The organism is Streptomyces sp. M2CJ-2 (genome assembly GCF_016757295.1).
GTDB lineage: Bacteria > Actinomycetota > Actinomycetes > Streptomycetales > Streptomycetaceae > Streptomyces.
This window is the reverse complement of sequence record NZ_JAESIF010000035.1, coordinates 17,088-36,899: the sequence shown is the minus strand read 5'-3', so window position 1 is coordinate 36,899 and position 19,812 is coordinate 17,088. Positions and strand designations below refer to the sequence as shown.

General features: G+C 72.0%; 20 protein-coding genes. 13 read left to right on the top strand and 7 right to left on the bottom strand.

Features of this window, described 5'->3' with window-relative positions; all coding sequences use genetic code 11:
- Window positions 1-18: 18 nt before the first annotated feature.
- The 4 genes from JL475_RS24025 to JL475_RS24010 all read right to left on the bottom strand — a co-directional run bounded on the left by JL475_RS24025 (window position 19) and on the right by JL475_RS24010 (window position 3,543).
- Window positions 19-279: a Txe/YoeB family addiction module toxin gene (locus JL475_RS24025; protein WP_067029017.1), complete on the bottom strand. Its 261-nt coding sequence runs from the start codon at window positions 277-279 to the stop codon at window positions 19-21.
- A 9-nt stretch (window positions 280-288) separates the two neighbouring features.
- Window positions 289-546: a type II toxin-antitoxin system Phd/YefM family antitoxin gene (locus tag JL475_RS24020; RefSeq protein WP_037676836.1), complete on the bottom strand. Its 258-nt coding sequence runs from the start codon at window positions 544-546 to the stop codon at window positions 289-291.
- A 164-nt stretch (window positions 547-710) separates the two neighbouring features.
- The gene (locus JL475_RS24015) at window positions 711-1,904 is read right to left on the bottom strand and encodes a pyridoxal phosphate-dependent aminotransferase (protein WP_202279996.1); all 1,194 of its coding nucleotides are present in this window, start codon (window positions 1,902-1,904) and stop codon (window positions 711-713) included.
- 388 nt (window positions 1,905-2,292) lie between these two features.
- Window positions 2,293-3,543 carry a hypothetical protein gene (locus tag JL475_RS24010; protein WP_307825141.1) on the bottom strand — a complete coding sequence of 417 codons (1,251 nt, stop codon included), beginning with the start codon at window positions 3,541-3,543 and terminating at the stop codon, window positions 2,293-2,295.
- A 586-nt stretch (window positions 3,544-4,129) separates the two neighbouring features.
- On the opposite strand from JL475_RS24010, the gene JL475_RS24005 reads away from it, so the two are divergent.
- The 8 genes from JL475_RS24005 (at window position 4,130) to JL475_RS23970 (ending at window position 12,206) form a co-directional block, all read left to right on the top strand.
- On the top strand, window positions 4,130-4,384 hold the full coding sequence (locus tag JL475_RS24005; RefSeq protein WP_202279995.1) for a hypothetical protein: 255 nt from the start codon (window positions 4,130-4,132) through the stop codon (window positions 4,382-4,384).
- Window positions 4,385-4,748: 364 nt separating this feature from the next.
- On the top strand, window positions 4,749-5,267 hold the full coding sequence (locus JL475_RS24000) for a DUF2617 family protein (protein ID WP_202279994.1): 519 nt from the start codon (window positions 4,749-4,751) through the stop codon (window positions 5,265-5,267).
- 89 nt (window positions 5,268-5,356) lie between these two features.
- Window positions 5,357-6,967, top strand: coding sequence for a polyamine aminopropyltransferase (locus JL475_RS23995; RefSeq protein WP_202279993.1), 1,611 nt, complete (start codon window positions 5,357-5,359; stop codon window positions 6,965-6,967).
- Between the two features lie 96 nt (window positions 6,968-7,063).
- On the top strand, window positions 7,064-7,942 hold the full coding sequence (locus JL475_RS23990; protein WP_202279992.1) for an SRPBCC domain-containing protein: 879 nt from the start codon (window positions 7,064-7,066) through the stop codon (window positions 7,940-7,942).
- Window positions 7,943-8,014: 72 nt separating this feature from the next.
- Entirely contained in the window at window positions 8,015-8,830 is an 816-nt protein-coding gene (locus JL475_RS23985) for an aldose 1-epimerase (protein WP_202279991.1), read from the top strand.
- Between the two features lie 20 nt (window positions 8,831-8,850).
- The gene (gene pyrE / locus JL475_RS23980; protein WP_202279990.1) at window positions 8,851-9,399 is read left to right on the top strand and encodes an orotate phosphoribosyltransferase; all 549 of its coding nucleotides are present in this window, start codon (window positions 8,851-8,853) and stop codon (window positions 9,397-9,399) included.
- Between the two features lie 179 nt (window positions 9,400-9,578).
- Complete coding sequence (gene fbaA / locus JL475_RS23975; RefSeq protein ID WP_202279989.1) at window positions 9,579-10,610, top strand: class II fructose-bisphosphate aldolase; 1,032 nt, start codon at window positions 9,579-9,581, stop codon at window positions 10,608-10,610.
- Window positions 10,611-10,673: 63 nt separating this feature from the next.
- The gene (locus JL475_RS23970) at window positions 10,674-12,206 is read left to right on the top strand and encodes an MFS transporter (RefSeq protein WP_202279988.1); all 1,533 of its coding nucleotides are present in this window, start codon (window positions 10,674-10,676) and stop codon (window positions 12,204-12,206) included.
- Window positions 12,207-12,227: 21 nt separating this feature from the next.
- On the opposite strand, the gene JL475_RS23965 is transcribed toward JL475_RS23970, so the two are convergent.
- Window positions 12,228-12,650, bottom strand: a complete 423-nt coding sequence (locus JL475_RS23965) for a DUF3151 domain-containing protein (RefSeq protein ID WP_202279987.1) — start codon at window positions 12,648-12,650, stop codon at window positions 12,228-12,230.
- A 16-nt stretch (window positions 12,651-12,666) separates the two neighbouring features.
- Window positions 12,667-13,866, bottom strand: coding sequence for a PP2C family protein-serine/threonine phosphatase (locus JL475_RS23960; RefSeq protein WP_237408089.1), 1,200 nt, complete (start codon window positions 13,864-13,866; stop codon window positions 12,667-12,669).
- A 171-nt stretch (window positions 13,867-14,037) separates the two neighbouring features.
- On the opposite strand from JL475_RS23960, the gene JL475_RS23955 reads away from it, so the two are divergent.
- The 5 genes from JL475_RS23955 (at window position 14,038) to JL475_RS23935 (ending at window position 19,327) form a co-directional block, all read left to right on the top strand.
- Window positions 14,038-14,868, top strand: a complete 831-nt coding sequence (locus JL475_RS23955) for a tryptophan 2,3-dioxygenase family protein (RefSeq protein ID WP_202279986.1) — start codon at window positions 14,038-14,040, stop codon at window positions 14,866-14,868.
- Window positions 14,861-16,075, top strand: a complete 1,215-nt coding sequence (kynU, locus tag JL475_RS23950; RefSeq protein WP_202279984.1) for a kynureninase — start codon at window positions 14,861-14,863, stop codon at window positions 16,073-16,075. Before JL475_RS23955 ends, kynU begins: the two co-directional genes overlap by 8 nt.
- A gap of 213 nt (window positions 16,076-16,288) precedes the next feature.
- On the top strand, window positions 16,289-17,158 hold the full coding sequence (locus JL475_RS23945; protein WP_202279982.1) for an alpha/beta hydrolase: 870 nt from the start codon (window positions 16,289-16,291) through the stop codon (window positions 17,156-17,158).
- Window positions 17,159-17,288: 130 nt separating this feature from the next.
- On the top strand, window positions 17,289-18,650 hold the full coding sequence (locus JL475_RS23940; protein ID WP_202279980.1) for a sensor histidine kinase: 1,362 nt from the start codon (window positions 17,289-17,291) through the stop codon (window positions 18,648-18,650).
- Window positions 18,647-19,327: a response regulator transcription factor gene (locus tag JL475_RS23935; RefSeq protein WP_202279978.1), complete on the top strand. Its 681-nt coding sequence runs from the start codon at window positions 18,647-18,649 to the stop codon at window positions 19,325-19,327. Before JL475_RS23940 ends, JL475_RS23935 begins: the two co-directional genes overlap by 4 nt.
- Here JL475_RS23935 and JL475_RS23930 read toward each other — a convergent pair.
- Window positions 19,297-19,737: an ATP-binding protein gene (locus JL475_RS23930; protein ID WP_202279976.1), complete on the bottom strand. Its 441-nt coding sequence runs from the start codon at window positions 19,735-19,737 to the stop codon at window positions 19,297-19,299. The genes JL475_RS23935 and JL475_RS23930 overlap by 31 nt on opposite strands.
- Window positions 19,738-19,812: the final 75 nt, after the last annotated feature.

The following is a 19,812-nucleotide window of genomic DNA, read 5'->3' as shown; positions in this document are numbered from 1 at the left end:
CCCGATCCCTGGGTTCTGTCAGCTCTCGTAGTGGTAGCGGCACTGTGCGATCAGGACGCCGTCCTCGGTGGCCTTGTAGATCAGTCGGTGTTCGTCGTTGATGCGGCGCGACCAGTAGCCCTGGAATCCGTGCTTGAGCGGTTCCGGTTTGCCGATCCCCTCGTTGCCGTTCCGGGCAATGTCCGCGATGAGCGTATTGATGCGCTTCAGGATCTTCCGGTCCTGAAGCTGCCACCACAGGTAGTCCTCCCAGGCGCGGGAGGAGAAGGTGATCTTCATTCGCGGCTCTTATTCGTCGGTCGCCAGCTCGCGTACGGTGCCGCCGCCGTTTTCCAGCTCGTCGATGGACGCGAGCAGGCGTCGGGCGTTCGCCGGGCTCCGCAGCAGGTACGCCGTCTCCTTCAGGGACTCGTAGTCCTCGAGGGAGACGATGACGACCGGCTCATGTCCGGCCCGGGTGATGACGACCTCCTCGCGGTCGTCGGTGACGGAGTTGAGCACCTCGGCGTACCGTGCGCGCGACTCGGAGTACGTCATGGTCTTCACGATCGACCCTCCTTCTACGTACAGGAAATTGTACGTCGATCCCTGTGGTGCGGCAAACACCGGAATGACGACCGCGACCGGGCGGCCGACGGCGCGAAAGTTTCGGGCGGGTGAGGTGCGGCAGGCAACGAGGAATGCAACGACCGGCCCCGCAGGGCGGCAGGTCAGTGCTCGAATGCCTTGCGGAGCCGTTCCGTCGCGCATGCCAGCACATCGACGCGTTTGCAGAACGCGAAGCGGACGTAGGGTGCCCCGGCCTCTTTGTGGTCGTAGAAGACCGAGGTGGGGATGGCGACGACGCCGGCGCGTTCGGGGAGGGCGAGGCAGAAGGCTTCGCCGTCGGTCTCGCCCAGGGGGCGGATGTCGGCGGTGATGAAGTAGGTGCCGGCCGGGCGGAGGACGTCGAAGCCCGCCTCCGTCAGGCCCTTCGCCAGCAGGTCCCGCTTGGCGCGCAGGTCCGCGCGCAGCTCGGTGAAGTACGCGTCCGGCAGGGCGAGGGCCTCGGCGACAGCGTGCTGGAAGGGGCCCGCGGAGACGTAGGTCAGGAACTGCTTGGCCGAGCGGACCGCCGTCACCAGCGCGGGCGTGCCCGTCACCCAGCCGACCTTCCAGCCGGTGAACGAGAACGTCTTGCCCGCGCTGGAGATGGTCACCGTGCGCTCCCGCATGCCGGGGAAGGTGGCCAGGGGGATGTGTTCGGCGTCGTCGAAGACCAGGTGTTCGTAGACCTCGTCGGTGATCACGAGCAGGTCGCGTTCGACGGCCAGCGCGGCGATCGCGGACAGCTCCTCGCGGGTGAGGACGGTGCCGGTCGGGTTGTGCGGGGTGTTGATCAGCAGCAGGCGGGTGCGGTCGGTGACGGCGTCGCGCAGCTCGTCGAGGTCGAGGCGGAAACGGCCCTCGCGCGGACGCAGGGTGACCGGCACGCGGGTGGCGCCCGCCATGGCGACGCAGGCCGCGTACGAGTCGTAGTACGGCTCCAGGGCGATCACCTCGTCGCCGGGTTCCAGCAGCGCGAGCAGCGCGGCGGCGATCGCCTCGGTGGCGCCCGCGGTGACCAGGACCTCCGTGTCGGGGGCGAAGGACAGGCCGTAGCGGCGCCGCTGGTGCGCGGCGATCGCGGTGCGCAGCTCGGGGACGCCGGGGCCGGGCGGGTACTGGTTGCCACGGCCGTCCCGCAGCGCCCGCACCGCCGCCTCCCTGATCTCCTCGGGGCCGTCGGTGTCGGGGAAACCCTGGCCGAGGTTGATGGAACCGGTCCGCAGGGCCAGGGCGGACATCTCCGCGAAGATCGTGGTCCCGAACTCGGAGAGCCGACGGTTCAGGAGGGGGCGCGCGCTGGAGGTCATGCCGGTCATCCTGCGCCGAACCTCCGGAGTTCCTCAACACTGCTTCACTGATCGGCACCTGCGCCGGTACCCGAAGCACCATCGCTGAGCAGGGGAAGGGCTGTCGTCGACTGTCGTCATCTGTCGTCGTCGGCCGTCCTCGGGCGGCCCGCAGACGGCCCGGCGAGGTCGGTGCAGTGCCCGTTCGGAAGATCGCGTGCGCGGACGGGCGCTGACCTGTTCGTAGATCCGAGCGGCATTCGGCGCACGGGCGAAGAACGCCCAGTCACCTTCGGGTGGCAGGTCGTGCCCGAAGTTCCGGTACCACCCCGCAGACGCGGCGACCCAGGCTTCCGGGGCTTCCAGGAACCTCTCCAGAGTCGGGTTCTCCCAGCCCCGACAGGAGTCGGCCCCACGTTCACTGCCGCCTACGACGTGCCTGGCCGTCCTGGCCGTCCTGGCCGGGGGCGGAGGGCACGGAAGGCGGGGAGAGCGGGGACGGCGTGGCAGCGGACAGTGCGCCGAGCACGTAAGGCAGGTCCTCGCTGCCCGCGCCGATCAGTACTCGCGCGCCGGGCACCGGCCCGCCCAGGGCCTCGCACTCGGCGACGAGCGCGAGCTGTGCCTCCTCCGCCCCGTCCGTACGCCGGTAGCGGCCGAGCCGCAGCTGCAGCGGGTCGTCCCGGTGCGGTGGCCGCACCCCGACCAGGCGCAGAGCCCCGGGGAAGGGCCGCACCCCGAAGCTGCCGGTACCCGAGGCCGGTCCGGGTACGGCGGCAAGTCCCTGCGGGCCGGTCCGCAGCCACCCCATCGACAGCATCTGCCACGGGCCCGGGCCCCACACGGTGCCCAGGAAGTGGCGCTCGGTCACCGGCGCGACGGGCTCCATCCGCTCCAGTGCCGGCAGCGTGCGCCGCACCAACCGGTACGCCCAGCAGGCCATGCCCACCGCGCTCACCGCACCCACGACACCCGCGGTCCACGCCATCGTCCAGGGCGAACGCACCGTGAACATCGCGCCGAAGGCCCCACCCAGCCCTGCCAGGGTGAAGGTCACCCCCGGCACCGTCGTCTGCCACGGCCAGTTCAGCCGGGACACGCCCCCACGCACGATCCGCCACAGCCCCGACCACAGGAACGCCGCGCTCAGCCCGGCGAGGACCGACCCGAACGCGGCAGGGAACACGGACTCCCGGCCCGGATAGTGCGCTGTGCGCAGCATCCGCTGTTCACCGCCCGCCGACACCTCCAGCAGCCGCACCGAATCGCGCCACCAGTACAGGGTTGCCTTTCCGTGCCTGCCGGCGGCTTCGACAAGGTCCTGGTCCGCGGAGTCGATGTCCAGCTTGAGGGCCAGCGTGCGCCCACCGGACCGGCCGAACTCGAACTGGTAGCGGGCCCCGCTCTTCTTGTTCAGCTTCAGCAGTACCTCGTCCACCGCCACATGCTCCGCCCGCAGGCAGAACGGCTCCTGGTACCGGTCCCCGCACACCTTCAGGCTGCCCGTGTCCCGCCCCTGAGCGTCATGTATCTCCAGGCGTGGGAAGTCGAGGTCGACAGAGCGAGCACGCTCCGCGCCCCGTGCCAGCTGCCACGCCGCCCCCACCAGCACGACGGCCAGTACCACCCGCACCGTCCCCCACACCGCGTCATGCATCCGCCCGCGCACAGACCACACCTCCCTGCCCCCCCGGACGCCCCTCGCGCCGGTGCGGCAGATCGGAAGTCTGCCACCGGTCGGCGACGGCGCCCCCCGCCGTCCCGGTGCCGACCGATCCCCCGCCGGAGGCATTGCCTCGACCGCGGGCCGCTCTGTGCGGTGATCGGCCCGTGGCCACCGGTCCCGTCCACGTGTGGGCGCGCGTCGGCGCAGCGTGCGCGGAACGCGCCCGGCGGAGCGGAGCCGGGGCTTCAGGACGAGACGGAGGATCTGGCCGAGAGCGGCCTGGAGCCGTCCGGCCGGCGCGTGCGGCTCTCCGGTGAACGCGTAAGTATCAGCGCCGACGGTGTAGTGGTGGAACAGTGCCGCAAGCCCGCAGGAAGCGCGCGACGGCGCTGAGGAGTCTCGACGGTCGTCGCGCACAGGCGTAGCGAGCTGCCGTAGGCCGCACTTTTCCCCGTGCGGGATCCTCAGAACTTGCTCAACTCTGCTTTGGCCCGTGCGGGCAGCGGGCATCTCCCGTCCACACGCGTGAGAGAGGCACCCACGGGGGGCTGCTTCGGGGGATTCACGGGGACGAAAGGACGGTGGCGCCATGGCCATCGGCATCACCTTGGTTCTGCTCTTCGCACTGGTCTTCGTGCTGTACAAGATGTTCGCGGTGGCACCGGCGCGCCCTGCCGGCCGCCGGGCCGGGGCGTCCAGGAACCGGCGCGGCAGCTGGTGGGCCGGCGAGGGAGGGGGGAGTTCCGGCGGGGCGTCCTGCGGAGGTGACTCGTCCTCCGGCGGCTCGTCCTGCGGGGGCGGGTCGTCGTGCGGGGGCGGCGGCGGATGCGGTGGAGGCAGCTGACGGGGGGCCCGCCTCCGTACGGGGGCGACGCGTCCGCGACGGTGGGGTCCGCGCCTGGGGCGGGCCCCACCGTGCAGTGCGCCCGCGTACGCGCCCGCGTGTGGGTCAGGTGTGCGCTGGGTTGAACAGGTGATCTGGAGAGCCCCCGAGGGGATGGAAAGCCCACGAAGTTGGGTAAAAACGCTGTGGCAGCAGCACAGTTCGTGATTCCCTCTGAATCACCGGCACAGCCCTCGGACTCCCCGCGGATCCCCTTTCCGACCGGCCGACCGGGCTGACGGGCCGAACTCCCCGGCGTGACCGGGGTGCGGCGGTCCCTCACCTCCCTCTCCTGCCCCTCCTTGTCCGCTTGCGGAGCCGATTCATGCTCACGACTCTGACCACCTCCTACACCGACACGCGCGCGGCCGACCTCGCCTGGGCCCTGGGGCGCGAGCCGCTTCCCGCGCTGGCCACGCTCGACCTCGAACTGACCGGGGCCAAGGTCCAGTTGAGGCTCCTCGGCGCGTCCCACCAGGTGCTGCTGGAAGAGGATCGGGGGGTCTGTTCGGAGACGGTGGCCTGCCTTCCGGGCAGCAGTACGCCCCTTCCGCTGGGCGTCGCCAAACAGGTGGGCGACTGGGAGTACGAGTTCGCCGCCCGTGTGGAGATGCTCTCCCCCGGTTCCTTCGGGGGCCGCGCACAGGAGTTGCTCGCCCTGGTCTCCGACCATCCGCACGGTCTCGCCGGGGTGTTCCCCGGGAGTCCGCACGCGTTCACCGCGATGCTCGCCCAGCGCCACGAGAACCAGGTCCACTGGCGGACCTGGCACGCCTATCCCCAGGACGGCCAGTTGGTGATGACCCGGACGAGGGTGGGCGTACGGGTGAAGGCGACCGTCTGAGACGCATGGCAAGGGCTCCGTCAGCATTAAACAAACACCACACGTGTGGGTGACGGTCCGCACCGGAGGCGTAACGTAACGTCGCAGGGGTGATCGAACCGCAGGCCCTCGCCCCGTCCCGCCCCGCGCAAGCCCGGGACAGGCCGGGCGGTAACGGCGGCAGCCCCTCGGACGGCTCGCTGAAGCTGCCGGTGCGGCAGGCCACCGGCCGGTTCCTGGTTCTCGTCGGCGTGTTCGTCTGTGCGGCCTGCGGCCTCGTGTACGAGCTCGAACTCGTGGCGCTCGCCTCGTACCTGATGGGCGACTCGGTGACCCAGGCGTCCGTCGTGCTGTCCGTCATGGTCTTCGCCATGGGGATCGGCTCGCTGGCCGCCAAGCGGCTGCGCCGGCACGCGGCGGCCGGTTTCGGCGCCGTCGAGGCCGCGCTCGCCCTGGTCGGCGGGTGCAGCGCGATGGCCCTGTACGCCGTCTTCGCCTGGACCGGTTCCTGGGGCGGTCCGTGGGCCCACGGACCGCACGTTCTGCTGGTCGCCTTCTCCCTCGCCGTCGGCCTGCTGATCGGGGCCGAGGTGCCGCTGCTGATGGAGCTGATCCAGCGGATCCGCCGCCAGGACGCGGGCGGCGCGGTGGCCGACCTGTTCGCCGCGGACTACGTCGGCGCTCTCGTCGGCGGACTCGCCTTCCCCTTCCTCCTCCTGCCGTTCCTGGGCCAGTTGACGGGCACGCTGATCACCGGCGCGGTCAACACGGTGGTCGGCGGTGCGCTGGTGCTCGGTCTCTTCCGACAGGATCTGACCCGCCGTGCCCGTCGGTTGCTGCTGATCGCCAACCTCTGCGTGCTGGCCGTCCTCGCCTCGGCCGTTCTCCTCGTCGACGACTTCGAACGGGCCGCCCGCCACGCCATGTACGGCTCGGACGTCCGGGTCGCCCTGCAGACCGAGGTGCAGGAAGTGGTGCTCACCGGCGGCCTCGACGGCCGGCCCCTGGACCTGTTCCTCGACGGCCGGCTGCGGACCGGCAGCCGGGACGGACTCCGCTACCACGAGGCGCTCGCGCACCCCGCGATGACCGGTCCGCACACGCGCGTGCTCGTCCTCGGCGGCGGCGACGGACTGGCCGTCCGCGAGGTGCTGCGCCACCGCGACGTGCGGCGGGTCGACGTCGTCGCGCTCGACGCGGGCGTCGTGCGGCTGGCCCGCCGTGACCCGGCCCTGTCCGCGCTGAACGACCACGCCCTCGACGACCCGCGCGTACGCGTCAGCACCGCGGACGCCTTCGACTGGCTGCGCCGGGCGCCCCCGGCGGCGTACGACGTGGTGGTCTCCGACCTGCCGCGCCCGGAGGCCACCGAGAGCACCAAGCTGTACTCGCAGGAGTTCTACGGCCTGGCCCGGCGCGTCCTGGCGCCCGGCGGGCGGCTCGCGGTGCACGCCGGGCCGGTGGTGTCCCGGCCCCGGGCGTTCTGGACGGTGGAGTCGACGGTCCGTTCGGCCGGCTTCCGCACCAGCCCGTACAGCAGGGGCGACCGGGGCTTCGTCCTGGCCGCCCGCACCGTCCCCGAGCTGCGCCTGGACCCGTCCGGCCCCCGTCCGCGCACCCTTACCGACGGCTCCCTCGCGGCCGGCGCGCGAGCCGCCGCACGCACCCGTGTCCCCGGCCTGCCGCCGTCGACGCTGCTGCACCCCAGGTACGCCCGCTGAGCCGGCTCGCCTCCCGATGTACCGCTGCACCGCTGTACCGCTCTTTCGCGCCGACGGGGATACAGCCCGGCGTCGCCATGGGTAGGCTCCGCAGTCATGGAGCACGAGGTGTTCGTTCCGGTTCCGGTGGAGCGGCTCAGGGAGGCGCTGGACGACCCCGCGCGGGTCGCCCGCGCGGTGCCGGGGCTCCAGCACGACGCCGGTGCGGACCCGGTCGCCGGGCGGCTGAAGCTCCGCGTCGGCAGCCACTCCATCACCTACCGGGGCTCCGTACGGGTGTCCCGGCGCGAGGACGGTTCCTACGCCGTCGAGGGCGACGCCGTCGAGACGCGCGGCACCGGCGCGGTGAAACTGGCGCTGCGGCTGCGCCCGCTGGCCACGGAGGGCGGTGCCACGCTCACCGTCGACGGCACGGTGACGGCCGACGGCCGGGTCACGGAGCTTCCGGCGGACGCGGTGGCGTCGGCGGTGGTCCGCCTGCTGAACCGTTTCGCGGAGAACCTGGGAACGGCGGCGGGGGAGCCCTCCGCACCCGAATCGCCCACGGACGAGCCTCCGGCCCCCGTCTCCGACATGGAGGTCCCCCTGCCGTCCCTCGACGCCGAGATCCAGGACGAGGCCGGGTACGACGTGGGTGATGTGGACGACGCGGACGACACAGATCTCACAGACGTGACGGACGACGTGGACGAGGTCGCCAGTGTCGACGACATCGACGACATCGACGGCGCCGACGAGATCGACGAGATCGACGGCGCCGACGACACCGTCGTCGAGGCGGCGCACGCGCGGCGCACGATGATCGGCCGCAGCGCCGAGGAGGTGGACCACGCCCCGCCCCGGGGCCGTTACGCCCCCGTCCCCGCCCCGCAGACCGTCTCCACGGCCGCCCCCCTGCGCTGGGCCGCCCCGGCGGCCGCCCTGGCGGTGGCCTCGGCGATCGTCGCCGTGCGGGCACTGCGCAGACGCCGCTGACCCGGTCCCGGGGCGCGCGGGCCCGTCCCGAACCTCGGGAGGCCCTCTTGATCACCCCAGTAGGGTCGTGCCGTGAGCAACAAGGACATCACTCTGACCGCGGGCGACGCGGAGGTCACCGTGCGGCCGGAAAACGGCGGGCGGGTCTCGGGACTGCGGGTCGGGGGCGTCGAGCTGCTGCGCCAGGGCGACCGCTACGGATGCTTCCCGATGGTCCCCTGGTGCGGACGGATCCGGGACGGCCGGTTCCGGAACGGCGCCACCGTCCACCGGATGCCGCTGAACGCCCCGCCGAACGCCATCCACGGCACCGCCCGTGACACCGCCTGGCGTACCGCCCGCGCGAGCGGGAACGAGGCCGTGATCACGTACGACCTCGGGGAGCCCTGGCCGTACTCCGGGCGGGTGACGCAGGTGATCACGCTCGGCGCGGACTCCCTGACCCTGGCCATGGCGGTCGAGACGTACGAGTCCTCCTTCCCGGCGCAGATCGGCTGGCACCCCTGGTTCAACCGCGCCCTCGGCGGCACGGACGCAGCGGGCACGGCGGACGCAGCGGATGCACGCATCGACTTCACGCCCGCGTGGCAGGAGGAGCGCGGCGACGACCACCTGCCCACCGGCCACCGGATCGACCCGAAGCCCGGCCCCTGGGACGACTGCTTCGGCATGCCGGGCGGCGTCGACGTCACCCTCACCTGGCCGGGGCGGCTGGAGCTGAAGGTGACCAGCCGCGAGGAGTGGGTGGTGGTCTACGACGAGCAGCGCGAGGCCGTCTGCGTGGAGCCGCAGACCGGCCCGCCCGACGGGCTGAACACCCACCCGCGCCTGGTCACCCCGCTGGAGCCGCTGGAGGCCACGACCACCTGGACCTGGCGCAGGCTCTGAGGCCGTCTACCCTGGCTGCCATGAGTGAGGTACGCAACGCACTGCTGCAGCAGATCAAGGACAAGGCCGTGGTGCACGGCAAGGTGACCCTCTCCTCGGGTCTCGAGGCCGACTACTACGTCGATCTGCGCCGCGTCACCCTGGACGGCGAGGCCGCCCCGCTGGTCGGCCAGGTGCTGCTGGACCTCACCGACGGGCTGGAGTTCGACGCGGTCGGCGGGCTGACCATGGGCGCCGACCCGGTGGCCGCCGCCATGCTGCACGCCGCCGCCGCGCGCGGCCGGAGGCTGGACGCCTTCGTGGTCCGCAAGGCGGCCAAGGCGCACGGCCTGCAGCGGCGCGTGGAGGGGCCGGACATCAGGGGCCGCCGGGTCCTGGTCGTCGAGGACACCTCCACCACCGGCGGCTCCCCGCTCACCGCCGTCGAGGCCGTGCGCGAGGCCGGCGCCGAGGTGGTGGCCGTCGCGACCATCGTCGACCGGGCGACCGGCGCCGCCGAGAAGATCCAGGAGGGCGCCGGGGTGCCGTACCTGTTCGCCTTCGGCAAGGACCAGCTCGGCCTGGACTGAGGTCGCGGCCGACCGGCCGGTTCTCCGTCCGACATCATCCGACATAACGACTTGACCTGCGCCGTCGACCAACCGGGCAAGTCTGGGAGGATGGGGCCGACAATGACGTCGCATCCAAGGTTCCAGGTCAGGGCCGACAGCACCCAGTACGCCACACCGCACGCATAAGGAGCGGACAGATGCCCATCGCAACTCCCGAGGTCTACAACGAGATGCTGGACCGGGCGAAGGCAGGAAAGTTCGCCTACCCGGCCATCAACGTCACCTCGTCCCAGACCCTGCACGCGGCACTGCGCGGCTTCGCCGAGGCGGAGAGCGACGGCATCGTCCAGATCTCCACGGGCGGCGCCGAGTTCCTGGGCGGCCAGCACAAGAAGGAGATGGTGACCGGCGCGGTCGCCCTGGCCGAGTTCGCGCACATCGTCGCCGAGAAGTACGACGTCAACATCGCCCTGCACACGGACCACTGCCCGAAGGACAAGCTCGACGGGTACGTCCGTCCGCTGCTCGCCGTCTCGGAGGAACGGGTCAAGGCCGGCCGCAACCCGCTGTTCCAGTCCCACATGTGGGACGGCTCCGCCGAGACGCTCGCCGACAACCTGAGCATCGCCCAGGAGCTGCTGGAGCGCGCCCGCGCCGCGAAGATCATCCTCGAGGTCGAGATCACCCCGACCGGCGGCGAGGAGGACGGCGTCTCGCACGAGATCAACGACTCCCTCTACACCACGGTCGACGACGCGATCCGTACGGCGGAGGCGCTCGGCCTCGGCGAGAAGGGCCGCTACCTGCTGGCCGCGTCCTTCGGCAACGTGCACGGTGTGTACAAGCCGGGCAACGTGGTCCTCCGTCCGGAGCTGCTGAAGGAGCTCAATGAGGGCACCGCCGCCAAGTACGGCAAGCCGGCCGGCTCGCAGCCGTTCGACTTCGTCTTCCACGGCGGCTCGGGCTCCAGCGAGCAGGAGATCCTGACCGCCCTGGAGAACGGCGTGGTCAAGATGAACATCGACACGGACACGCAGTACGCCTTCACGCGTCCGGTCGCCGACCACATGTTCAAGAACTACGACGGTGTCCTGAAGGTCGACGGCGAGGTCGGCTCCAAGAAGACCTACGACCCGCGCACCTGGGGCAAGCTGGCCGAGGCGTCGATGTCCGCCCGCATCGTCGAGGCCTGCCGGAACCTGCGCTCCACGGGCACCCGGATCAAGTAACCCGCTCGTACGCGTCGAGCCCGGCACCTGCTCAGGTGCCGGGCTCTTCCGTATGCTCCCCGTATGCCCGATGTCCGGCTGGCCTCCCCGCAGGGCAAGTGGATCCTGCTGACCACGGTGCTCGGTTCCAGCATGGCCCTGCTGGACTCCACCGTCGTCAACGTCGCCCTTCCGCGCATCGGCCGCGACCTCGACACGAGCCTCGCCGCCCTGCAGTGGACGGTCAACGCGTACATGGCCACGCTGGCCGGGCTGATCCTGCTGGGCGGTGCGCTGGGGGACCGGTTCGGCCGCCGGAAGGTGTTCGTCGTCGGGGTGCTGTGGTTCGCGACGGCCTCCCTGCTGTGCGGTATCGCCCCGAACGCCGGTGTGCTGATCGCCGCCCGCGCACTGCAGGGCGTCGGCGGCGCGCTGCTCACGCCCGGCTCGCTCGCCCTGATCCAGGCGTCCTTCCACCCCGACGACCGGGGCCGGGCGGTGGGCCTGTGGTCCGGCTTCGGCGGGATCGGCGCGGCGGTCGGTCCGTTCCTCGGAGGCTGGCTGGTGGACGGGCCGGGCTGGCGCTGGGTATTCCTGATCAATGTGCCGCTGGCCGTGGTGTGCGCCCCGATCGCCGTACGCCACGTACCGGAGTCGGACGGCGGGCAGCAGGCCACCGGCCGCTTCGACGTGCTCGGCGCGGTCCTCGGCGCGCTCGCCCTGGCCCTGGTGACGTACGCGCTGATCGAGGCCGGTGAGGGCTCCCTCGTGGTCGCGTTCGCCGCCGTCGCCGGACTGGCCGCCGCCGTCGCCTTCGTGGCCGTCGAGAAACACCGCGAACACCCGATGATGCCGCTGGACATCTTCGCCTCCCGCCAGTTCACGGCGGTCAACGTCGTCACGCTGTGCGTGTACGCGGCCTTCGGCGGCTTCTTCTTCCTCGCCGCGCTCCAGCTCCAGGTCGCCGTCGGCTGGTCCGCGCTCGCCGCCGGTACGGCCCTGCTGCCCACGACCGCGATGATGCTGCTGCTCTCCGCCCGCTCCGGCGAACTCGGCGAGCGCATCGGGCCGCGCATCCCGCTCACCGTCGGACCGCTGCTGTGTGCCACCGGGATGCTGCTGATGACGCGGGTGGGGCCGGGCGCCTCGTACCTCACCGATGTGCTGCCGGCGCTGCTGGTGCTGGGCCTCGGCATGGTCACCCTGGTGGCGCCGCTGACCGCGACCGTCCTGGCCGCCGTGGACACCGCGCGGGCGGGCCTGGCCAGCGGCATCAACAACGCGGCGGCCCGCGCGGCCGGCCTGGTGGCGGTGGCCGCGCTGCCGCTGCTGGTCGGGATGGGGCCGGAGGCGTACCGGGAGCCGGACGCCTTCAACGACGCGTTCCGGCAGGCGATGGTGCTGTGCGCCGGGGTCCTGGTGGTCGGCTCGGCCCTCGCCTTCGCGACCGTACGGCGTCCTGCGCCGGGCTGTCGGCGCCCGGAATGCCACACCCACGGCAGCGTGGCCGTGCCCCCGCTGGAACCCGAGACCGAACTCGCACCCGAGATGGGGCGGAAAGGTGGTGTTTCACGTGAAACACCACCGCCGCCCGGGCCCCGGGAGCCCGGAACCTGAGAGCCCCGGGAGCCCGGAACTCTAAGCCCGCTTCAGCTCCTCGTACGCCTCGGCGCTGCTGTCCTGGAGGAACTGGCGGCACCGCTCCGCCTCGTCCTTCTCGTCGATCGCTTCGGCGGCGCGGGCGAGGGCGGCGAGGCAGCGCAGGAAGCCGCGGTTGGCGCGGTGGCTCCACGGGATCGGGCCGTGGCCCTTCCAGCCGGACCGGCGCAGCGCGTCGAGCCCCCGGTGGTAACCCGTTCGGGCGTACGCGTACGACTCCACCACTCGCCCCGCCTCGAAGGCGTCGTCGGCGAGCATGGCCCAGGCCAGCGAGAAGGTGGGGAACTTCGCCACCACCTCGGCCGGCGGCAGGGAGTCCTCGGCGAGCAGGCGGTACGCCTCCTCGTTCTCCGGCAGATGCGTGGGGTCCGGGCCGCCGAGCAGGTTCTTCTGAGTGGTCATGCCGCCAGTCTGCCACCTACGGCGAGACGTCCTTCCGGGGCCGTGCGGTGGAGCCGGGCGCGTCCAGGGCGATGGCGCCCGACGTGTCCGAGGCGGTCGGCGCGGGCGGGTCCAGGGTGACGGCGAAGAGGGCGGCGTCGTCCTGCAGATGTCCCCCAGCGTGCCGGAGGGCGGCGTCGAGGACGGTGCCGAGGACCGCGTCCGGGTCGGGCGGGAGAGGCCGGGACAGCACCGGAACGGGGTCGAAGAAGACTCCGTCCGCGTCGCGGGCTTCGTTGATGCCGTCGGTGTACAGCACCAGCGTGGCCCCGACGGGCAGGTCGAACAGGTCGACCGGGACCTCGTCGTCGACGGCGAGGACGTCAAGGCCCAGTGGCAGGGCCGGTGTGGTCGGTTCCAGTGGGATCGCCTTGCCGTCGTGGACCAGCAGGGGCGCTTCGTGGCCCCGGTTGGCGACGCGGAGCACGGAGTAGTCGGGGGGAAGCTCCGCGAGGACGGCCGTGGCGAACGACTCGGCTTCCGCTCCACTCGCGTGTCTGAGGCCTGCCTGCATCCGGCCCTCCAGCTGCCGGACGACGCCCGGCAGATCCGGTCGGTGGTCGCTGGCCTCATGGAACGAGCCGAGCAGGGCGTTGACCGTACGGGCCGCCTCGATCCCCTTGCCGCGCACATCGGCGATGAGCATCCGGATGCCGTGGGGCGTCTCGTGGATCGCGAAGAGGTCACCGCCGATGGCCGCCTCCTTGTGGGCGACCTCGTACCGGGTGGCCACGGCCAGCCGTCCCACCCGGTCGGGCAGGTCCGGGAGCACCGCCCGCTGCAGCACGGCCGCCACCTCGCGGCTCGTTCTCAATTCCGCCCGGTCGCGGGCCAGCAGCACGTTGAGGAACGCTGCGATGACGGTGAGAACGACCAGGCTGCTGAACGGGACGAGTTCGTCGGCGGTCGGCTCTCTCTTCAGGAGCACGAGGCCGAGCCCCACGAGGTTCGCCGCCGCGCCGGTGGCGATCGTCCCGCGCAGGGAAAGAAGGGGCGCGGCCACTACCGGGGCGGCCACGAGCAAGGGGAACGTGTTGAGGCTCCCCCGGGTGAAGAAGCTGAGGACGAGCGCGGCCACGATGATCGCGGCGGGCAGCCGGCGCAGCCGCCGCCCCCTTTCCGTCGGCTCTTCGCGACCGTCCGACTCCTTGCGACCGTTGCGCATTCCGCGGCCCATGACCCGATCGTCTCAGGGAATCGGACCCCCGGCAGGCCCGGTGAGGTTCGCACCGGGCAGATCTTGCGGTGGTGGGGGACCATTACGGAAGATGCACCGTGGGGACCGGGGCCCCCGTGTCGGTAACGGCAGGGGCGGACCGCTACCCGGAGTACATTTCAGGAGACAGCGATGTCCCACGAGGCTTTTGAGCCGGAGACCCCGCATCTCGACTTCGAGGGCACGACCCCCTACGAGGACTACGTCAGGGCGGACGTCCTCACCCACCTCCAGCACACCCTCTCCGACGATCCCGGAGAGATGGTCTTCCTGGTCACGACCCAGGTGATGGAGCTGTGGTTCACCGTCATCGTGCACGAGTGGGAGACGGCGGCGAACGCGCTGCGGGGCGACGACGTACCGACCGCGATCGACGCGCTGAAGCGGTCCGTGCGGGAGCTGGAGGCGCTGAACGCCTCCTGGAAACCACTCGGACAGCTCACTCCCGCCCAGTTCAACGCCTACCGCGGCGCGCTCGGCGAGGGCTCCGGCTTCCAGTCGGCGATGTACCGGCGCCTGGAGTTCCTGCTCGGCGACAAGTCCGCGTCCATGCTGGTCCCGCACCGGGGCGCGCCCCGGGCGCACGCCGAGCTGGAGAAGGCGCTGCACGAGCCGAGCCTGTACGACGAGGTGCTGCGGCTGCTCGCGCGGCGCGGGCACGCGATCCCCGAGGGCGTGCTGCGGCGTGACGTGTCCCGGCGGTACGAGCCGTCGCCGGAGGTGGAGTCGGTCTGGGCGGCCGTCTACGCGGGTGACGAGCGGGACGAGGTGGCCCGCCTCGGCGAGGCGCTGACCGATGTCGCCGAGCTGGTGTGGCGCTGGCGCAACGACCACCTGGTCGCCACCCGCCGCGCGATGGGCGCCAAGGCGGGCACCGGAGGCTCCGCCGGGGTGGCCTGGCTGGAGAAGCGGGCGCAGAAGAACGTGTTCCCCGAGCTGTGGACGGCGCGATCCCATGTCTGAACTGGTCACGAAAGCGGAGAAATTGGACGCGGCTGACGAACTGGCCGTCAAACGCGTGGAGTTCGTGCTGGAGGAGGGCGGCGACACCGTTTACCTCGACGGCAACTCGCTGGGCGCGCTGCCCGCCGCCGTCCCCGGCCGGATCGAGGACGTGGTCCGCCGGGAGTGGGGCGAGCTGCGCATCCGGTCCTGGACGGAAGAAGGCTGGTGGACGGCGCCCGAGCGGATCGGCGACCGCATCGCGCCGCTGGTCGGCGCGGCGGCCGGGCAGATCGTGGTCGGCGACTCCACCAGCGTCAACGTGTTCAAGGCGCTGGTGGCCGCCGTGCGGATGGCGCGGCGGACGGATCCGGGGCGGAACGAGATCGTGGTCGACGCGACCACGTTCCCCACGGACGGCTACATCGCCGAGTCGGCGGCCCGGATGACCGGCTGCACCCTGCGCCCGGCACCGCCGTCCGAGGTGGCGGGCGCGCTCGGCCCCCGTACCGCCGCCGTACTGCTCAACCACGTCGACTACCGCACCGGCCGGCTGCACGACCTCCCCTCGCTCACGGCCACCGTGCACATGGCGGGGGCGTACGTCGTCTGGGACCTGTGCCACAGCGCGGGCGCGCTGCCGGTCGGACTGGACGCGCATGGCGTGGACCTGGCGGTCGGCTGCACCTACAAGTACCTGAACGGCGGACCCGGTTCCCCGGCGTTCCTCTACGTGCGCGAGGACCTGCAGCACCTCTTCGACTCCCCGCTGCCCGGCTGGAACTCCCACGCGGATCCCTTCGGGATGCGCCCGGACTACGAACCGGCGCCGGGCGCGCTGCGCGGGCGGGTCGGCACCCCGGACATCCTCTCCATGCTCGCCCTGGAGGCAGCACTGGAGGTCTGGGACGGCGTCACGGTCAAGGCGGTGCGGGCCAAGTCCCTCGCGCTGACGGACTTCTTCCTGGAGTGCGTCGAGGCGTACGTCCCCGAGGGCAGGGTCGCGTGCGTGACCCCGCGTGCGCACCGGGAGCGGGGCAGCCAGATCGCCCTGCGCTGCCCGGACGCCGATGACGTGATGAAGCGGCTGATCGAGCGCGGGGTCGTCGGCGACTTCCGCCGACCGGACGTGCTCCGCTTCGGCTTCACCCCGCTGTACGTCGGCTTCGCGGACGTGGAGCGGGCGGCGCGGGTCCTGGCGGACGTCCTGGCGGAGACCGGAACCTAGGCGACGGCCCGGCCGGGACGGTGCCCGCGCGGTGCGGGTGTGGGTGCGGGCGGAGATCGGTACGGCACGGTGTGCTGCCGAACCACTCCGCAGGGTGTTCACCGAGCGTGATATCCCCATGTCCATGCCTGTCGTCGGGCTGATACCGTCCCGGCCAACGGCCGAAGTCTTCTCTCGTCCGCCAAGTACGTTTCATCGCTGAGAGGTTGGAGCATGTCGGACGACTCCGCAGCCGCCCGGGCCGCCGCCGAGGAGGAGTCGGCCTTCTCCCACCCGCCCGTCGAACCCGACGCCACCGCGGTCTACGGCGACCACCCGGACCAGCTGATCGACTTCTACGCGCCGCGCGGCGAGGGCGGACCCGCTCCGGTTGTCGTCGTCCTGCACGGTGGCGCCTGGCGCGCCCCCTACGACCGTCGCCACATCAGCCCGTTCGCCGCGTTCCTGGCCCGCCGGGGTTTCGCCGTGGCGAGCGTCGAATACCGGCGCGGTGCGGGGGAGTCCGGCGGCGGTGACCCGGTCGCGGGGCGGTGGCCCGACACCTTCGACGACGTCTGCGCGGCGCTGGACGCGCTGCCCGAGCTGGCCCGCCGGCACCTGCCGGCGGCCGACCCGCGCCGCATGGTGCTCACCGGCCACTCGGCCGGCGGCCATCTGGCGCTGTGGGCCGCCGCCCGGCACGTCCTGCCCGCCGACAGTCCCTGGCGCACCGACCGTCCCGCCCCGCTGCGCGGAGTTGTCGCGCTCGCCCCGATAGCCGACCTCGCGGTCGCCGACAAGCTGGACGTCTGCGGCGGCGCGACCCGCCAACTCCTCGGCGGTGAAGAGGGGTTCGCGGAGCGCCAGCCGTACGCGGACCCGGCGCTGCTGCTGCCCACCGGTATCGCCACGGTCCTCGTCCAGGGCCGGGACGACAGCGACGTCCCGCAGGCGGTCGCCGAGTCCTACGCGGAAGCGGCGGCGAAGGCCGGTGAGGTGGTCGGACTGACGCTGCTGGCGGACGCCGGTCACTTCCCGCTGATCGACCCGGCGGCGGACGCCTGCGCGGTGGTGGCGGAGGAGATCGCCCAACTCGCCTGGTGAACCGGGCCACTGGGTGCCCGGTCGTACCCGTCGCGACGTCCGGTGCCGCCTCGTAGTACTTGAGACGGATGCCCCGGAACCCCTCTCACCGGGGACGACGACGGTCCCCCGACCGGCCTAACGTGGCATCGTGACCGAGACCACCCACACCCACCCCGCGGCCCCGCCGTCCGGGGACGGGACCAAGAAACGCAGCCCGGAGTACCGGCTGGCCCGGAACGTCCTGCGCGGGCTGCGCCAGGACCTGATCCACGACGCGTTCGCCTACCGCCCCCTCCCGCGCCGCGAGACGAACGGCCGCCTGGTACGGCTGCTGCCCGGCCGCCTGCGGGAACACGCGGGCTGGGCGCCGCACGCCCTGATCGTCGCGCTCGCCCTCCTGGCGTTCAGCGTCGCCGGCGGTCCCTTCGGCGTGATCCTCGGTCTGCTCGCCGGGATCCCGGTCCTGATGACCCTCGTCCGGCCGGTCGGCGCGTTCTGGCTGTCCATGGGGGCCACCGTCGTCTCCGCCCTGTTCGGCGGCACCTGGGGCGACTGGCCGTGGTCGCCCGGCGCCATCGTCTGCCACCTCACGGTGCTGACCGTCGTCGCGCTGCGCACCAGGCCCCGCACCACCGCCTGGATGTGGGTGCTCACTGCCCTGTACGGGGGCCTGGCCGAGGCCCTGTTCGGCCCGGCCGGTCCGGTCGGGCCGTACTATCACAGCACCAACACCGCCCCCGTGCTGGTCTACTCCGCGCTGATCCTGCTGTGCGTGGCCGTCTGGCACATCCGGCGTTCGGCCGAGGAGGAGGTGACCGCCCAGCAGACGGTCACCGCGCACGAACGCTCCCGGCGCACGCTCCTCGAGGAGCGCACCACGATCGCCCGCGAGCTGCACGACGTGGTCGCGCACCACATGTCGGTGGTCGCCATCCAGGCCGAGGCCGCCCCCTACCGGGTGGAGAACCCGCCGCCCGAGCTGGAGCGCGCCTTCGCCACCATCCGGGAGAACGCGGTGGCCGCACTCACCGAACTGCGCCGGGTCCTCGGCGTGGTCCGAGCCGAGGAGGCCGATGACTACACAGCTCCCGACGCCCCGCAGCCCACCCTCGCCGACCTGGACGCCCTGCTCGCCAATGTGCGGGACACCGGTCTGGACGTGGAGAAGGTGGTGACCGGCGCGGTGCGCGAGCTGCCGCAGGGCGTGGAGCTGTCGGCGTACCGGATCGTGCAGGAGGCCCTGAGCAACAGCCTGCGGCACGCGCCCGGAGCGAGTGCCCGGGTCGAGATCGGGTACGTCCTCGGCGGCCTCGGCCTGCGCATAGTCAACGGTCCGGTCCCCGCACCGAACCTGGTGAAGCCCTCGCCCGGCGCCGGGCACGGCGTCACCGGCATGCGCGAGCGGGTCACCATGCTGAACGGCGAGATGACGGCCGGTCCGACCGACGACGGCGGCTACGAGGTCGCGGTGTTCCTGCCGGTCGCCTCGGCGAACGAAGGTGACGCATGAACGACGACGACCGCACCATCCGCGTCCTGATCGCGGACGACCAGATGATGGTGCGCGAGGGCTTCTCGGTCCTGCTGAACGCGATGCCGGGCATCGAGGTCGTCGGTGAGGCCGTCAACGGCCGGGAGGCGGTGGAGCGGGTTCGCGAACTCGCCCCCGACGTCGTCCTGATGGACATCCGCATGCCCGAGCTGAACGGCATCGAGGCGACCCGCGAGATCGTCGCCGCCGACGGCGCCGCGAAGGTGCTGGTGCTGACCACCTTCGACCTCGACGAGTACGTCTACCAGGCGCTGCGCGCGGGCGCTTCGGGCTTCCTCCTCAAGGACGCCTCGGCCCGCCAACTCGCCGACGGGGTAAGGATCGTCGCGTCCGGAGAGGCGCTGCTCGCCCCCACGGTGACCAAACGGCTGATCACTGAGTTCTCCAAACTGTCCGAGGCCCCGCGCCTGATGCCGTCCGCGCACGCGGCGTACGGCGACCTGACCGAGCGGGAGACGGAGGTCCTGGTGCTCATCGCGCAGGGCCTGTCGAACTCGGAGATCGCCGGGCGGCTGGTGGTCGCCGAGTCGACGATCAAGACCCATGTGAGCCGCATCCTGGTGAAGTTGGGCCTCCGCGACCGCACCCAGGCAGCCGTCTTCGCCTACGAGGCCCGGCTGGTGACACCGGGCTGACCGGGCTGACCGGAGAGCTCGCACCACACGTACTTGCCCCGGTTGCCGAACCGGGAGAGCGGATGCCAGCCCCACAGGTCGGAGCAGGCCCTGACGAGGGCGAGCCCTCGACCGTCCTCGTCGGTGCCGTTGCCGCTCAACCCGACGGGAGCGAGCGGCGGTTCGGGGTCCGCGTCCCACGCACCGATCCGCAGCACGCCGACCGACCAGCGCACCCGCAGCGCGGCGGGCCCCTTGGTGTGCAGCACGGCGTTGGTGATCAGCTCCGTCGCCAGCAGTTCGGCGACGTCGACCAGGCGGATCAGGCCGTGCATCGTGAGGATGAGGCGGAGGGTGCGGCGACTGATGGTGACGGCACGCGGGTCGTTCGGGATGTACAGGGAGTACTCCCAGGGCTCGTCTTCGGGCATGCGTCGACTCCGTTCGGTGAGGTGAGGGGCGTCGCAGCCACCGGGCGGTGTCATTGCCGCAGCCGTCATGACAGG

What these genes read in the sequence shown, in the direction of transcription:
- JL475_RS24025 (WP_067029017.1), bottom strand. Translation starts at nt 279, where the DNA reads ATGAAGATCACCTTCTCCTCCCGCGCCTGGGAGGACTACCTGTGGTGG.
- JL475_RS24015 (WP_202279996.1), bottom strand. Translation starts at nt 1,904, where the DNA reads ATGACCGGCATGACCTCCAGCGCGCGCCCCCTCCTGAACCGTCGGCTC.
- JL475_RS24005 (WP_202279995.1), top strand. Translation starts at nt 4,130, where the DNA reads ATGGCCATCGGCATCACCTTGGTTCTGCTCTTCGCACTGGTCTTCGTG.
- JL475_RS24000 (WP_202279994.1), top strand. Translation starts at nt 4,749, where the DNA reads ATGCTCACGACTCTGACCACCTCCTACACCGACACGCGCGCGGCCGAC.
- JL475_RS23990 (WP_202279992.1), top strand. Translation starts at nt 7,064, where the DNA reads ATGGAGCACGAGGTGTTCGTTCCGGTTCCGGTGGAGCGGCTCAGGGAG.
- pyrE (WP_202279990.1), top strand. Translation starts at nt 8,851, where the DNA reads ATGAGTGAGGTACGCAACGCACTGCTGCAGCAGATCAAGGACAAGGCC.
- fbaA (WP_202279989.1), top strand. Translation starts at nt 9,579, where the DNA reads ATGCCCATCGCAACTCCCGAGGTCTACAACGAGATGCTGGACCGGGCG.
- JL475_RS23970 (WP_202279988.1), top strand. Translation starts at nt 10,674, where the DNA reads ATGCCCGATGTCCGGCTGGCCTCCCCGCAGGGCAAGTGGATCCTGCTG.
- JL475_RS23965 (WP_202279987.1), bottom strand. Translation starts at nt 12,650, where the DNA reads ATGACCACTCAGAAGAACCTGCTCGGCGGCCCGGACCCCACGCATCTG.
- JL475_RS23960 (WP_237408089.1), bottom strand. Translation starts at nt 13,866, where the DNA reads ATGGGCCGCGGAATGCGCAACGGTCGCAAGGAGTCGGACGGTCGCGAA.
- JL475_RS23955 (WP_202279986.1), top strand. Translation starts at nt 14,038, where the DNA reads ATGTCCCACGAGGCTTTTGAGCCGGAGACCCCGCATCTCGACTTCGAG.
- kynU (WP_202279984.1), top strand. Translation starts at nt 14,861, where the DNA reads ATGTCTGAACTGGTCACGAAAGCGGAGAAATTGGACGCGGCTGACGAA.
- JL475_RS23945 (WP_202279982.1), top strand. Translation starts at nt 16,289, where the DNA reads ATGTCGGACGACTCCGCAGCCGCCCGGGCCGCCGCCGAGGAGGAGTCG.
- JL475_RS23935 (WP_202279978.1), top strand. Translation starts at nt 18,647, where the DNA reads ATGAACGACGACGACCGCACCATCCGCGTCCTGATCGCGGACGACCAG.
- JL475_RS23930 (WP_202279976.1), bottom strand. Translation starts at nt 19,737, where the DNA reads ATGCCCGAAGACGAGCCCTGGGAGTACTCCCTGTACATCCCGAACGAC.